The 13741-nt window shown below is 33.6% G+C and carries 14 protein-coding genes; all 14 read left to right on the forward strand.

The genetic code is table 11. The features are described 5' to 3' along the window. The first annotated feature begins 29 nt into the window (after positions 1-29). The 14 genes from smc (at position 30) to ABID96_RS07115 (ending at position 13657) form a co-directional block, all read left to right on the forward strand. Positions 30-3602, forward strand: a complete 3573-nt coding sequence (gene smc, locus ABID96_RS07050) for a chromosome segregation protein SMC (RefSeq protein WP_192602038.1) — start codon at positions 30-32, stop codon at positions 3600-3602. A 14-nt stretch (positions 3603-3616) separates the two neighbouring features. Then, positions 3617-4609 carry a signal recognition particle-docking protein FtsY gene (gene ftsY / locus ABID96_RS07055; RefSeq protein WP_192601406.1) on the forward strand — a complete coding sequence of 331 codons (993 nt, stop codon included), beginning with the start codon at positions 3617-3619 and terminating at the stop codon, positions 4607-4609. A 181-nt stretch (positions 4610-4790) separates the two neighbouring features. Beyond that, positions 4791-5123 (forward strand): putative DNA-binding protein, encoded by a 333-nt coding sequence (locus ABID96_RS07060; RefSeq protein ID WP_087998622.1) that lies wholly within the window; start codon positions 4791-4793, stop codon positions 5121-5123. Positions 5124-5136: 13 nt separating this feature from the next. Then, positions 5137-6480: a signal recognition particle protein gene (gene ffh / locus ABID96_RS07065; RefSeq protein WP_192601407.1), complete on the forward strand. Its 1344-nt coding sequence runs from the start codon at positions 5137-5139 to the stop codon at positions 6478-6480. Positions 6481-6617: 137 nt separating this feature from the next. Then, positions 6618-6890 (forward strand): 30S ribosomal protein S16, encoded by a 273-nt coding sequence (gene rpsP, locus ABID96_RS07070; RefSeq protein WP_025569022.1) that lies wholly within the window; start codon positions 6618-6620, stop codon positions 6888-6890. A 13-nt stretch (positions 6891-6903) separates the two neighbouring features. Continuing rightward, positions 6904-7131: a KH domain-containing protein gene (locus tag ABID96_RS07075; protein WP_192601408.1), complete on the forward strand. Its 228-nt coding sequence runs from the start codon at positions 6904-6906 to the stop codon at positions 7129-7131. A 118-nt stretch (positions 7132-7249) separates the two neighbouring features. Then, on the forward strand, positions 7250-7762 hold the full coding sequence (rimM, locus tag ABID96_RS07080) for a ribosome maturation factor RimM (protein ID WP_192601409.1): 513 nt from the start codon (positions 7250-7252) through the stop codon (positions 7760-7762). Further along, positions 7762-8508, forward strand: coding sequence for a tRNA (guanosine(37)-N1)-methyltransferase TrmD (trmD, locus tag ABID96_RS07085; protein ID WP_192602039.1), 747 nt, complete (start codon positions 7762-7764; stop codon positions 8506-8508). The genes rimM and trmD overlap by 1 nt, the downstream gene beginning before the upstream one ends. A 129-nt stretch (positions 8509-8637) precedes the next feature. Next, positions 8638-8982, forward strand: coding sequence for a 50S ribosomal protein L19 (gene rplS, locus ABID96_RS07090; RefSeq protein ID WP_087998564.1), 345 nt, complete (start codon positions 8638-8640; stop codon positions 8980-8982). A gap of 148 nt (positions 8983-9130) precedes the next feature. After that, entirely contained in the window at positions 9131-9691 is a 561-nt protein-coding gene (gene lepB, locus ABID96_RS07095; protein WP_087998563.1) for a signal peptidase I, read from the forward strand. Between the two features lie 48 nt (positions 9692-9739). Then, positions 9740-10639 (forward strand): ribosome biogenesis GTPase YlqF, encoded by a 900-nt coding sequence (ylqF, locus tag ABID96_RS07100; RefSeq protein ID WP_192601410.1) that lies wholly within the window; start codon positions 9740-9742, stop codon positions 10637-10639. Between the two features lie 71 nt (positions 10640-10710). Beyond that, a complete protein-coding gene (locus ABID96_RS07105) occupies positions 10711-11472 on the forward strand; it encodes a ribonuclease HII (protein ID WP_192601411.1) in 762 nt (253 codons plus the stop codon). 14 nt (positions 11473-11486) lie between these two features. Beyond that, a complete protein-coding gene (locus tag ABID96_RS07110) occupies positions 11487-13379 on the forward strand; it encodes a hypothetical protein (protein WP_192601412.1) in 1893 nt (630 codons plus the stop codon). Further along, positions 13376-13657 carry an EscU/YscU/HrcU family type III secretion system export apparatus switch protein gene (locus tag ABID96_RS07115; RefSeq protein WP_192601413.1) on the forward strand — a complete coding sequence of 94 codons (282 nt, stop codon included), beginning with the start codon at positions 13376-13378 and terminating at the stop codon, positions 13655-13657. The genes ABID96_RS07110 and ABID96_RS07115 overlap by 4 nt, the downstream gene beginning before the upstream one ends. The last annotated feature ends 84 nt before the right edge of the window (positions 13658-13741 follow it).

A 13741-nucleotide genomic window follows, 5' to 3' on the forward strand; every position in this document is an offset into this window, starting at 1 on the left:
TAATTAAATCAAAAAAAGGAGGAATTGAGTTGTTCCTCAAACGATTAGATATATTAGGATTTAAGTCGTTCGCTCAGCGAGTTAATATAGATTTTGTTAAAGGTGTTACTGCGGTAGTTGGACCAAACGGAAGTGGTAAAAGTAATATTACAGATGCAATCAGATGGGTTCTTGGAGAACAGTCTGTTAAATCATTACGTGGAGCAAAAATGGAGGATATTATTTTTGCAGGTAGTGATGGTCGAAAACCACTGAATTACGCAGAAGTTACATTAACTTTAGATAATGAGGACCAGCAGTTACCGCTAGAGTACAATGAAGTAAGTGTAACTCGACGTGTGTACCGTTCTGGAGATAGTGATTTTTATATTAATAAACAATCATGTCGCTTAAAAGATATTGTCGATTTATTTATGGATTCTGGTTTGGGTAGAGAAGCTTTTTCTATTATTTCGCAAGGGAAAGTAGAAGAAATATTAAGTAGTAAACCAGAAGAAAGAAGAGGAATATTTGAAGAAGCTGCTGGTGTATTAAAATATAAAAATCGCAAGAAAAAAGCAGAAGCAAAATTAAATGAGACACAAGAGAATTTAAACCGAGTTGATGATATATTATTTGAATTAAGTTCTCAAATAGAGCCTTTGAAAATTCAAGCTTCTATTGCCAAAGAATACATAGGTTATAAGGAAGAATTAGAAAAGGTTGAAGCTGCTTTATTAGTATTTGAGATTGAATCATTACATCAAAAGTGGGAAGAATTGAAGAAAGAAATTTCACAAAATCAAGATTTAGAAATAGCATTATCTACTGAGATTTCTAAAGAAGAGTCAAAGCAACATGAATTACAAGAGAAGTTAAATGCATTAGATGAATCAATTGATCAGCTTCAACAAGTTCTTTTGACTGTTACAAAAAACTTAGAAAAATTTGAAGGTCAGAAAGAGTTGATGAAAGAACGTAAAAAAAATACTTCGACTCAATCTGAACAATTAAGAACACAAATTGATGAGATTTCTAATGGTTTAAACGAGCTGCAGGAATTAATTAAAGTTGAACAAACTAGGAAAAATACTTCTTCGCAAAATGTGAAAAAATACAGACATGAAATACAACAAGTAGAGTCTGAAATCACTTCATATGAAGGTGATATTGAAGAACAAATCGAAATGATTAAATCTGATTATATTGAACTCTTAAATAAACAAGCTTCGATTAATAATGAGAAAACTATGTTAGAGAAGCAATTAGAGCAGTTTTCAGTTAAATCTAGTCGCTTAGATGTTGAGAATGAAAAATACATTCTTCAAAGAGAACAATTGAATCAAAAGAAAAGTGGGCTTTTAGAAGAGAAACATCTATTTGAATCAAATTTAAAAGAAATCACTCAGCAATTGGAATCTAATTCAAGAGAATTTGAAAAAGTTTCAAATGAACTGAAAGAAAAAGAAGAATTATTGTATAAAGCATATCAATTTATTCAACAAACAAAATCCCGAAAAGAAACGCTTGAAGAATTACAAGAAGACTTTGCAGGTTTTAACCAAGGTGTTAAAGAAATATTAAAAGCTCGAGGTACAAAGCTTGAAGGGATTAAAGGTGCAATTGCAGAAATCATATCAACGAACAAACAATATGAAATAGCAATTGAAATCGCGCTTGGTGCAGCTACTCAACAAATTGTCGTTCAAAATGATGAGCATGCAAGAAAGGCTATTCAATTTTTAAAACAGCAGCGCCTTGGTAGAGCAACGTTTTTACCAATGAATATAGTTAAAGCGCGTACAATACCAGCTGGCGTAATAGATGGTTTAAAGAATCACCCATCATTTGTTGGCGTTGCATCTTCACTTGTTAGTTTTTCGAGTGAATATGAACAGGTTATTCAAAATCTTTTAGGGACTGTGTTAATTGCGCAGGATCTGAAAAGTGCGAATGAACTGGCAAAACATGTTGGACACCGTTATCGTTTTGTCACACTAGAAGGTGATGTTGTCAATCCTGGTGGAGCGATGACTGGTGGGGCAGTTCGTGCGTCAAATTCTTCTTTATTAGGAAGGCAACGTGAATTAGAAGAAATTACTGCTAAATTAGTAGAGATGCAGGAAAAAACCCTCGTTGTAGAACGTGAAGTACAATCATTAAAAACACTTAAACAAACGAAAACTGTTGAGTTAGACAAAATGAATGCTGCAGTTATGCAAGAGAAACAAGCACTTACTCAAACGATGGATCAGTTAAAAAGTATCGAATTTGAAGAAAAGAATATTAATGATGCACTTGCGATTTATGACTTAGAAATGGGAAGTTCAGCTAGTGATCAAATGAGAGCTAAGTCTAGACTGGATGAATTGATTACATTATCTTCTAGTATTAAAAATGATATTTCTTCAAAAGAGCAAAGTATCAATGAATTAACAGGTCGAAAACAAAATCAAAAAGCAATCAAGGATGAACTTCAATCCAAACTAACAAATGTGAAAATTTCGTTAGCTGGGGAAGAACAAACATTAAATTATAGTATAGAGCGTATTCGTCAATTCGAGGAAAATGCGAAAAAACAAAAACAGCTTTTAGAAGATACAAAAGAAAAAATTATTTTCCTATCAAGTGAATTAATGACGAATGAAAATGGTAAAGAAGAACTTGAGAAAATGATTTCAGATACACGAAATGAATTTTCTAAAACGAATGAGATTATTTCAAAGCGTCGTCAGCAGCGTTTAGCATATCAAACAGAGATTGAAGATTATGCTAGTTCTTTACGTGAAAAACAACGCCAATATAAGTCTTTATCAGATTTGTTGAAACAACAAGAAGTAAATAGTAATCGTTTAGATGTTGAATTAGAAAATCGTCTAGAGCAGTTAAATATAACGTATATGACAACGTATGAAGCGGCAAAAATGAAATATACATTAGATCTACCCGTTGAGGATGCTAGAAAACGAGTGAAACTATTAAAACGATCTATTGAAGATCTTGGAACTGTCAATATTGGGGCAATAGAGGAATATGATCGTGTTTCTGAGCGCCATGATTTTCTTCAAGAACAACATACAGACTTGAATGAAGCGAAAATAACGCTTCATAACGTTATTAGTGAAATGGATGAGGAAATGACAAAACGATTTGAAACGAGCTTTAGTGCAATTCGAGAGAAGTTTCAAGTTGTCTTTACTCAATTATTTGGCGGTGGCAGAGCAGATTTAGTTCTGACTGACGAAGATAATTTATTATTAACGGGTGTCGATATCGTTGCGCAGCCTCCTGGGAAGAAACTTCAGAACCTAGGACTGTTATCAGGTGGTGAGAGGGCCCTTACGGCAATCGCATTACTATTTGCGATTTTACAAGTTCGTCCTGTACCTTTCTGTGTGTTAGACGAAGTAGAGGCAGCTTTAGATGAAGCCAATGTGGCGAGATTTGCTAAATTCTTAAAATACTTTAGTGAACAGACACAATTTATCGTGATTACCCATCGTAAAGGTACGATGGAGGAGTGCGATGTTTTATATGGTGTAACAATGCAGGAATACGGAGTATCAACATTAGTCTCCGTTCGATTAGACGAAGGTGAAGAGCTATTGTCGAACGGTTTGTAGAAAGGTAGGAAGTTATGAGCTTTTTTAAAAAATTAAAAGAAACGATTTCAAAGCAAACAGAAACTGTAACGTCAAAGTTTAAAAGTGGGTTAGAAAAATCGAGAAATAATTTAACAGAAGGTTTAAATGATTTATTTGCAAGATATAGAAAAGTTGACGAAGATTTCTTTGAAGAGCTAGAGGAAATTTTAATCATGGCAGATGTTGGTGTAAACACTGTTATGGAATTAGTTGAAGAACTTAAATTTGAGGTCAAACGTAAAAATATCCAAGATCCAAAAGAGGTTCAAGAAGTTATTTCTGAGAAATTAGTTGAATTATACAAAGGAAATGACTTAGATGATGAGTCATTTGAATTAAAAATAAATCCAGATGGTTTAACAGTTATACTATTTGTTGGTGTTAATGGAGTTGGTAAAACAACATCAATTGGGAAAATAGCACATAAACTGAAGCAAGAAGGCAAGAAAGTATTACTTGCTGCTGGAGATACTTTTAGAGCAGGAGCGATCGAACAGCTTGAAGTATGGGGAGATCGTGTTGGTGTTGAAACTATCAAACAAGCAGCAGGTTCTGATCCAGCGGCTGTAATGTATGATGCTGTTCAAGCTGCGAAAGCTCGTAAGGTTGACGTATTACTTTGCGATACTGCTGGAAGATTGCAAAACAAAGTCAACCTGATGAAAGAGCTAGAAAAAGTAAAGAATGTCATTTCTAGAGAAGTTCCAGGAGCACCACATGAGGTTCTATTAGTAATCGACGCTACTACAGGTCAGAATGGCCTTGTCCAAGCGAAGACATTTAGAGACGCAACAAATGTTTCAGGGATTGTCTTAACGAAATTAGATGGAACAGCTAAAGGTGGAATTGTTTTAGCCATTCGTAACGAACTGAAAGTACCAGTTAAATTTGTCGGTCTTGGAGAACAAATGGACGATTTACAACCATTCCAAGCTGAGCAATTTGTATACGGATTATTTGGAGATTTAATAAAAGAACAGGATTAAGAGAATCCGTTTAAATGGGCATGAGATGTGTATTCTAAATTTAGTCACATCCCATGCTTTTTTTTATGCTCTATCCATACCATAAAGTAAAAATGCTTGACAGGAACAAAGGTATTAGGTAAACTACAAATGTAAAGGCAATTCACTTAACAAGGGAGTGATAGTTTTGGCAGATCATACAATGTTAGATAAGACGATGAGAATCAATTATCTTTATGATTTTTATCAATCTCTGTTAACTCCAAAACAGCAAAATTATATGTCGCTATATTATTTAGATGACTATTCATTAGGTGAGATTGCAGAAGAATTCAGCATTAGTAGACAAGCGGTTTATGATAACATAAAGCGAACTGAAGCAATGCTGGAGGAATATGAAGAGAAATTATTACTTCTAAAAAAGTTTCAACAACGCACTGAACTCTTAAATCAATTGAAAACTTTCTCTGAAAAGGGTAAAGTTGTAGATGACGAGTTTCTTCGAGTAATCGAAGCGTTAGAGAAATTAGAATAAGGAGGACGGTTTTATGGCATTTGAAGGATTAGCCGACCGACTTCAAAAGACATTACAAAGAGTTCGAGGCAAAGGTAAAGTAACAGAAGCTGATGTCAAAGAAATGATGAGAGAAGTACGCCTAGCTTTATTAGAAGCTGACGTTAACTTTAAAGTTGTAAAAGATTTTGTGAAACGTGTTTCTGAACGTGCAGTTGGTCAAGAGGTTTTACAAAGCTTAACGCCTGGTCAACATGTAGTAAAAGTAGTTCAAGAAGAACTAACAGCATTAATGGGTGGAGAACAAAGCAAAATTGCTGTTTCCAATCGCCCTCCTACTGTTATTATGATGGTTGGTTTACAAGGTGCTGGTAAAACTACTACTACAGGTAAGTTAGCTAATTTACTTCGCAAAAAGTATAATCGTAATCCACTACTAGTTGCAGCTGATATTTACCGCCCTGCGGCAATTAAACAGTTAGAAACGTTAGGGAAACAATTAGATATGCCTGTCTTCTCTTTAGGAGATCAAGTAAGCCCTGTTGAAATTGCTAAACAAGCAATTCAACATGCGAAAGATGAACATCTTGATTATGTTCTAATAGATACAGCAGGTCGTTTACATATTGACGAAGGTTTAATGGAAGAGCTTGAACAAATCAAAGAACTTTCAAAACCGGATGAAATCTTCCTAGTTGTTGATGCAATGACTGGACAAGATGCTGTCAATGTGGCACAAAGCTTTAATGACCAACTTGGATTAACTGGTGCAGTTCTTACGAAGCTTGATGGTGACACACGTGGTGGTGCTGCTTTATCGATTCGTGCTGTTACAAATACCCCAATTAAGTTCGTTGGTTTAGGCGAGAAACTGGACGCATTTGAACCTTTCCACCCTGAACGAATGGCTTCACGTATTCTAGGAATGGGGGATGTGTTAACTCTTATTGAGAAAGCACAAGAAACCGTTGACCAAGAAAAAGCAAAAGAATTAGAACAAAAACTAAGAAATGCATCGTTTACATTAGATGACTTCTTAGACCAACTTTCACAAGTTAAAAAAATGGGACCACTTGGAGACATTTTAAAAATGATGCCAGGTGCAAACAAAATTAAAGGATTGAATGATCTGCAAATTGACGATAAACAAATCGCTCATGTAGAGGCAATTATCCAATCTATGACAAAACAGGAAAAGATTCAACCGGATATTATTAATTCTAGTCGTAGAAAACGTATCGCAAAAGGTTCAGGTCGTCCTGTACAAGAAATAAACCGTTTGTTAAAACAGTTTGAAGAAATGAAAAAAATGATGAAAATGATGGGTGGCGCGCAAAAAGGTAAGAAAAAAGGCTTTAAATTTCCTGGCTTATTCTAACCTAGCTTTGCATGAAATTCCAACATTTAACATTGTTTCATAAAAAATTAATACTGTTAAGAAATTTTACTTTACAAACAGTATGAGTTTTTGATAATATACTAATCGTTGTAAATATTTTCGGAGGTGCTTTAAAAATGGCAGTTAAAATTCGTTTAAAACGTATGGGAGCTAAAAAATCTCCTTTTTATCGTGTAGTAGTAGCAGATGCTCGTTCTCCTCGTGACGGACGTTTCATTGAAGAGATTGGAACTTACAATCCAGTAGCTCAACCAGCTGAAATCAAAATTAACGAAGAAGCAGCATTAAAATGGTTAGGAACAGGTGCTAAACCATCTGATACAGTTCGTAACTTATTCTCTAAAGCTGGTATCTTAGAGAAATTCCACAACGCTCGCAACGGCAAGTAATATGGAAAAAAAGATGAATACACTCATTAACGCAATTGTTTCAAGTCTTGTAGATCATCCAGAGGAAATTTCACTTCAAGTAAAAGAAGATGAAAACAATCTATACTTTCATTTACAGGTTAATCCTGAAGATGCAGGTAGAGTGATTGGCAAACATGGTAAAATTGCTAAGGCGATTCGTACTGTTGTATATGCAGCAAGTAATGAACATGCTAAACGTATTCACTTAGATATTCAGTAATATTGACGGTCCTTGGCTATTGCTAAGGGCCGTTTTCAACATTAACAAGACATATCTATTTATTGAATGGCTACAATAAGGTGTAAAGCTTGTAAATAATATTTATAGAGGTATAAAGATGAAATATTTAAATGTCGGTAAAATTGTTAATACACATGGTATTCGCGGAGAAGTACGTGTTATTTCAAGAACAGATTTTCCAGAGAAAAGATACAAAAAGGGCAATACATTATATTTGTTTAAACAAAATGATGAGACACCTATTACTTTAAAAATAACAAATCACAGGGTGCACAAAAATTTTGATTTATTAACATTTGAAGGTTTCGATTCTTTAAATGAAGTTGAACCTTTTAAAAATAGCATTTTAAAAATAACAGAAGATCAATTACATAGCTTAGAAAAAAATGAGTATTACTATCACGAAATTATCGGTTGTATGGTAGAAACGATTGATGGTGAGGTAATTGGTAAAATTAAAGAGATTTTATCACCTGGAGCAAATGATGTGTGGGTAATTCAACGTAAAGGTCAAAAGGATGCTTTAATTCCTTATATTGAGCAAATTGTTAAAGAAGTGGATATCGAGAATAAGTTGGTTAAAGTTGAATTAATGGAAGGCCTTCTATGATGAAGCTAGATTTTTTAACACTATTCCCAGAAATGTTTGAAGGTGTTCTACATTCTTCCATTTTGAAAAAAGCTCAAGAAAAAGAGGCTGTTGAGTTTCGATGTGTTAATTTTAGGGAGTATTCAACGAATAAACACTCAAGTGTAGACGATTATCCATACGGTGGTGGAGCAGGCATGGTATTAGCGCCACAGCCAATATTTGATGCTGTTGATGATTTAGTCTCAAAAAGTGAAAACAAGCCTAGAGTAATCCTTCTATGCCCTCAGGGAGAGAGGTTCACCCAACGCAAGGCTGAAGAACTAGCGAATGAGGAGCACTTAATCTTTATTTGCGGTCATTATGAAGGATACGATGAACGTATTCGCGAACACATTGTAACAGATGAGATTTCAATTGGTGATTATGTACTGACTGGTGGCGAACTTGGAGCGATGGTTATAGCTGATAGTGTTGTACGGCTAATTCCAGGAGTGCTAGGAAATACGACGTCAAAAATTGAAGACTCATTTAGTACAGGATTATTAGAGCATCCACACTATACTAGACCGGCTGAGTTCAGAGGGTTAAAAGTACCTAATGTGTTATTATCTGGTAATCATGCTCATATCGAAGAATGGCGTACGAAGCAATCATTTAAACGTACGCTTGAAAGAAGACCGGATCTATTAGAAGACTACACTTTAAACAAAAAAGAAGAGAAGTGGATGCAGCAAATAAAAGACGAAATGAATCAGGAAAATTAGTTGCATACAAACTCATAATATGTTAATATAACTTGTGGCTTGAGTAAATACTTAAGCCTTTATTCTCGGTGTTCCGCTGTGAGTGAATAAATCTTGTAAGAGCATCGGTTGAAAAGGGGAGCATAAATTATGCAAAATTTAATTAACGAAATTACAAAAGAACAACTTAGAACTGACTTACCAGCATTCCGTCCTGGTGATACTGTACGAGTTCACGTTAAAGTTGTTGAGGGTACTCGTGAGCGTATCCAATTATTCGAAGGTGTAGTTATTAAACGTCGTGGTGGCGGAATTAGCGAAACTTTCACAGTTCGTAAAATTTCTTACGGTGTTGGTGTTGAACGTGCGTTCCCATTACACACTCCAAAAATTGCTAAATTAGACGTTGTTCGTCGCGGTAAAGTACGTCGTGCTAAACTTTACTACCTACGTGCACTTACTGGTAAAAAAGCAAGAATTAAAGAACTTCGATAGTCTTTTGAAAGGAGCTTGTATTAAACAAGCTCCTTTTTTTCTAATTAACGTAGATATGATATAATAAAACGTAAATTAGTACATACATAATAGTGTTAAAAGAATTGGATATTTATGCCTAGAAATTGGTATTGTTATAATTGGAGGGATTAGTTTGAAGGAAAACAACGGTGGCGGAATTTGGGAATTAATCAAAACAATTTTTATTGCACTTATACTTGCAATAGGTATTCGAACATTCCTATTTACTCCAGTTCTTGTAGACGGAATTTCAATGATGCCAACACTGCAAGATCAAAGTAGAATGATTGTGAATAAAATCGTTTATAAATTACATGAGCCTGAAAGATTTGATATTGTTGTATTTCATGCAACAAAAGAAAAAGATTATATTAAACGTGTAATTGGTTTACCAGGTGATACAGTTGAATATAAAAACGATGTTTTATATGTAAATGGTAAAGCATATAAAGAGGCGTATTTAAACGAATACAAAAAGGAAACAACAGATGGTCCTCTAACTGAAAACTTCAAATTAGAAGAAATCACTGGTAAAAAGACGGTACCAAAAGGTGAAGTGTTTGTTTTAGGTGATAATAGAAGATTAAGTAAAGATAGTCGTATTATTGGAACAGTAGATCAAGATGAAATACTAGGTCGAGCTAGTTTTGTATTTTGGCCGTTTTCAGAGATAAAAATGGCAAAATAATTAATGTGTTCTATACGAAATTATTTAAATGTATAAGAAGGTGGCAACATGACAATTCAATGGTTTCCAGGCCATATGGCAAAAGCTAGAAGACAGGTTACTGAAAAGTTATCAGTAATCGACGTTGTAATAGAATTAGCAGATGCTAGGGTACCAGCGGCTTCAAGAAATCCTATGATTGATGAAATAATCTCAAATAAACCTAGATTACTCTTGCTAAACAAAGCTGATTTAGCTGATCCAAGGACAACTCAAGCTTGGTTAGCACATTATGAAAAGCAAGGTGTTATGGCAATCGCGATTGATGCACAATCTGGTCAAGGATTAAAAGCAATTATTACTTCGTGTCAATTACTTACAAAAGAGAAATTCGATAAAATGCGAGCAAAGGGTATAAAGCCTAGAGCTATTAGAGCATTAATTGTTGGCATTCCAAATGTAGGGAAATCGACATTAATAAATAAGTTGGCTCGTAAAAATATTGCAAAAACAGGTGATCGTCCTGGTGTAACTCAGGCTCAACAATGGATTAAAGTAGGTAAGGAAATAGAATTATTGGATACACCAGGAATTCTTTGGCCTAAATTCGAGGATCAATTAGTTGGATTACGTTTAGCTACTACAGGTGCGATTAAAGACAGTATTATCAATTTACAAGAAGTAATGGTATATGCAATAAAGTATTTAAGAGAGTATTATCCAAATGTATTAAAAGAACGATATGATATGAGTGAAGACATATTATTTTCAGAAGATGTCGTACCGATTTTTGATCATATTGGAAGAAAACGTGGATTACTAATGTCTGGTGGTTTTATAGACTATGATAAAACATCTGATTTATTCTTACGAGAGTTAAGAGCGGGAAAATTAGGTAGACTTTCGTTTGAAAATCCAGCTATGCATCTTGAGGATGACAAAATATTAGAAGAAAGTGCGCAAGAGTAGGCGTACTTTCTTCTTTTTTAATGAAATTTGAGGAGATTTTGACCGATATAGTTTATAAGGAGTAACAGGGGATGACACAGACAATTGAACAAATAAAAGTGATATTAAGTGATTTAACTGATGAAAAAAGTGATGTTTTCATTGAATTGAAAAATGATCAACGCATTGGTGTGCAAAAGTTAATAGTTAAATGGTATCGTGAACAAGAAAAAATAGAAATGGCACGTATAAAGTTTCATAAGATGATGGAATATGAAAAAAATCTTTACGGACAAAACATCTCATTAATCGCTGGAGTCGACGAGGTTGGAAGAGGTCCTTTAGCTGGTCCAGTTGTAGCGGCTGCTGTTATTTTAGATCAAGATAATGAGCTAATTGGATTAGATGATTCTAAAAAATTGTCAAAGGAAAAAAGACAATATTTCGTTGAGAGGATAAAAAGCGAAGCCATTTCATATGGAATAGGTATGGCAAGTTCGGTTGAAATTGATGAACTGAATATATATGAAGCAACAAAGCTTGCCATGAAACGAGCAATTGAACAATTACACAAAATTCCTGAACATTTATTAATTGATGCGATGAAATTACCAATGGAAATTTCACAGACATCAATCATCAAAGGTGATGCAACAAGTATTAGTATCGCAGCAGCTTCCGTATTAGCGAAAGAAACTAGAGATTCACTAATGGTCGAACTTGGGAAAGAGCATCCTCATTATGGATTTGAAAAGCATATGGGGTATGGAACGAAAGAACATCTTGAAGCGATTGAGCAATTTGGGATTATTCATGAGCATCGGAAATCATTTGCACCTATTAAGGGAAGGTAAAGGATTGATACAATATGCAAAATGCAGGTATTTCAACCGTACTGGCAACAAATGCAAAATATTTTATACCTAACACTGAATTAAAAGAAGGACAAATTGTTGTCGGGAAAGTAAATGAGCTAGAAGAAGATGGTACTGCAAGAATTATTATTAATGGGAAAATCATTACAGCAACAGTTGTAGAAGAAGCATTATCAAAAGGTAAATTTTATTTTGAGGTAAAAGACTTTAAAGATGGTAAAGTAGAATTAAAAGTAATTAGTGAAATTAAACAAAATGATCAAAAGAACTCTGCACAAATTTTAAAAGAATTAGATATACCGGTGACGAAAGACTCAGAAGCGGTCATTAAATTATTTTTACAAAGTGAACGTGCAATCACTAAGAGCGAAGTGCTAGAAGTAATGAATCAATTGTCAAAATCACCTAATAAACAACTAGTACTAGATTCTCTTTCTTTTTTAATGAAAAAGAATTACCCAATTAATGGAACATTATTACAAATCTTGGTAACTAACTCAGAGGCCGAATTATCTAAGATTTTTTCAGCAATAGAAAATTTGCCCAAAGAATTAACCAATACGAATGTAGGTAAACAGTTACATTCTATGATTCATTTATTGAAAAATAATAGTATTATTACTGACTTCCAACAAGAACAATTCCAATTAGGAATGCAACTAATTAAAGATTCAAATGACGATACAAACTTAGTTAATACATGGAATAAACAATTTACTTCGAAGGAAATAAGTCAATCAAAGTTATTTGGACAAGAAGTGTTTCAAAATGTATTCAAGCTTGCAGAGCAATCTCCAACAGTTAGTAAGGCAATTTTGAATATATTAAGTGACTTACCAGAGTTTAGCTCATTAAAAACTGAGTTGACAAGAGTGCCATTAAATCTAGCGAACCAACTGTTTCATTTAGAAGAAACTAGTTTACTAGATGATCAACAACTTCCATCTAACTCTTTATTGCCACTTGGTAAAACTGAAATAAATGATATAAAAAATAAAATCGACAATTTTATGGCGAAACATATTTCTAATGACCCAATTCATTCAGATGAAAAAATAGCGTTTTTAACACAGGTGTTATCTACAATTAACGAGGATGGAAAATCTAATCAATTAACAAAATTATTTTTGCAAAACCAATTATTTAATGGAGTGAATACAAGTACATCTGATCCGGTTAATGAACTTTTTCAACTGTTAAGAAATGATAATATAAAAAATAGCGATGTAAATGCAGAGCAAATTACAAAACAAATTAAAAATCATCATGATTTAGTTGGTTTTAATACTGAAAGTAAAATACGTGACTTGTCATCATTAAATAAAGGAATTATGAATGAACAATTTCCTACTTTAAAAGAAATTGCGTTAAAAGCATTAAATAGTAATTTACCTGAGGGAATAAAGCATCCAATAGAGCAATTAATTACGAAAATTACAGCTGGTCAATTAACAATGCTTCATCAAAATGGACCAGAGTATAACTATTCTACTGTTATACCACTGTTTTTAAATAATTGGTCTACTGATTTAACAATTCAATGGACTGGAAAAGAAAGCTCTTCAAATTCTAAGGAAATACAATCAAATCATTGTCACATTTTATTTTTCTTAGAACTTGAAACACTGAAAGAAACAATGGTAGATGTATCAATCCAAAATCGAGTCGTAAATGTCACGATTTTTAATAATAACAAAGCATTAAATGCCATGATTTCATTAACTCAACCATTGATAAAAGAGAGTTTAGCTAAGCATGATTTTCAATTATCGATGATTAAATGTTTACCTTTTAATAATGAACGTGAACAAAAAATGAAAGAATTACAATTTAATAATAGTTTACTTTCTAGTCGTGAGTACACAGGGGTCGATTTACTAATATGAAAAATAATCAAGAAAAGAGAAAAGAAGCAATTGCCTTAAAATATAATACCGAACTTGATTCAGCCCCAAAAATTGTCGCGAAAGGTAAAGGGGTTATTGCAGATGAAATTCTTTCAAAAGCAAAAGAATTCGGTGTTCCAATTCAAGAGGATCCCTCACTAGTAGAGGTATTAAGCCAATTAGAAATCAATCAAGCAATTCCTGAAGATTTATATAGTGTTGTTGCAGAACTATTTGCTTTTATCTATCGTGCAGATCAGCAAATAAAAAATAAATAGGCAATAGCACAATGATTTAATTGTTCCGTTTAACAGCAATATAAATTACCTTGTATGAATCTCTACTAATTTCAATGGGAGTCA

Origin of the sequence: Gottfriedia sp. OAE603 (assembly GCF_040543965.1) — a bacterium.
Lineage (GTDB): Bacteria > Bacillota > Bacilli > Bacillales > Bacillaceae_G > Gottfriedia > Gottfriedia solisilvae.

Coding starts and splice junctions, on each gene's coding strand:
- rpsP (WP_025569022.1), top strand. CDS start 6,618: ATGGCAGTTAAAATTCGTTTAAAACGTATGGGAGCTAAAAAATCTCCT.
- ABID96_RS07105 (WP_192601411.1), top strand. CDS start 10,711: ATGACACAGACAATTGAACAAATAAAAGTGATATTAAGTGATTTAACT.
- rimM (WP_192601409.1), top strand. CDS start 7,250: ATGAAATATTTAAATGTCGGTAAAATTGTTAATACACATGGTATTCGC.
- ftsY (WP_192601406.1), top strand. CDS start 3,617: ATGAGCTTTTTTAAAAAATTAAAAGAAACGATTTCAAAGCAAACAGAA.
- ABID96_RS07110 (WP_192601412.1), top strand. CDS start 11,487: ATGCAAAATGCAGGTATTTCAACCGTACTGGCAACAAATGCAAAATAT.
- ffh (WP_192601407.1), top strand. CDS start 5,137: ATGGCATTTGAAGGATTAGCCGACCGACTTCAAAAGACATTACAAAGA.
- ABID96_RS07115 (WP_192601413.1), top strand. CDS start 13,376: ATGAAAAATAATCAAGAAAAGAGAAAAGAAGCAATTGCCTTAAAATAT.
- ylqF (WP_192601410.1), top strand. CDS start 9,740: ATGACAATTCAATGGTTTCCAGGCCATATGGCAAAAGCTAGAAGACAG.
- ABID96_RS07060 (WP_087998622.1), top strand. CDS start 4,791: ATGTTAGATAAGACGATGAGAATCAATTATCTTTATGATTTTTATCAA.
- trmD (WP_192602039.1), top strand. CDS start 7,762: ATGAAGCTAGATTTTTTAACACTATTCCCAGAAATGTTTGAAGGTGTT.
- ABID96_RS07075 (WP_192601408.1), top strand. CDS start 6,904: ATGAATACACTCATTAACGCAATTGTTTCAAGTCTTGTAGATCATCCA.
- rplS (WP_087998564.1), top strand. CDS start 8,638: ATGCAAAATTTAATTAACGAAATTACAAAAGAACAACTTAGAACTGAC.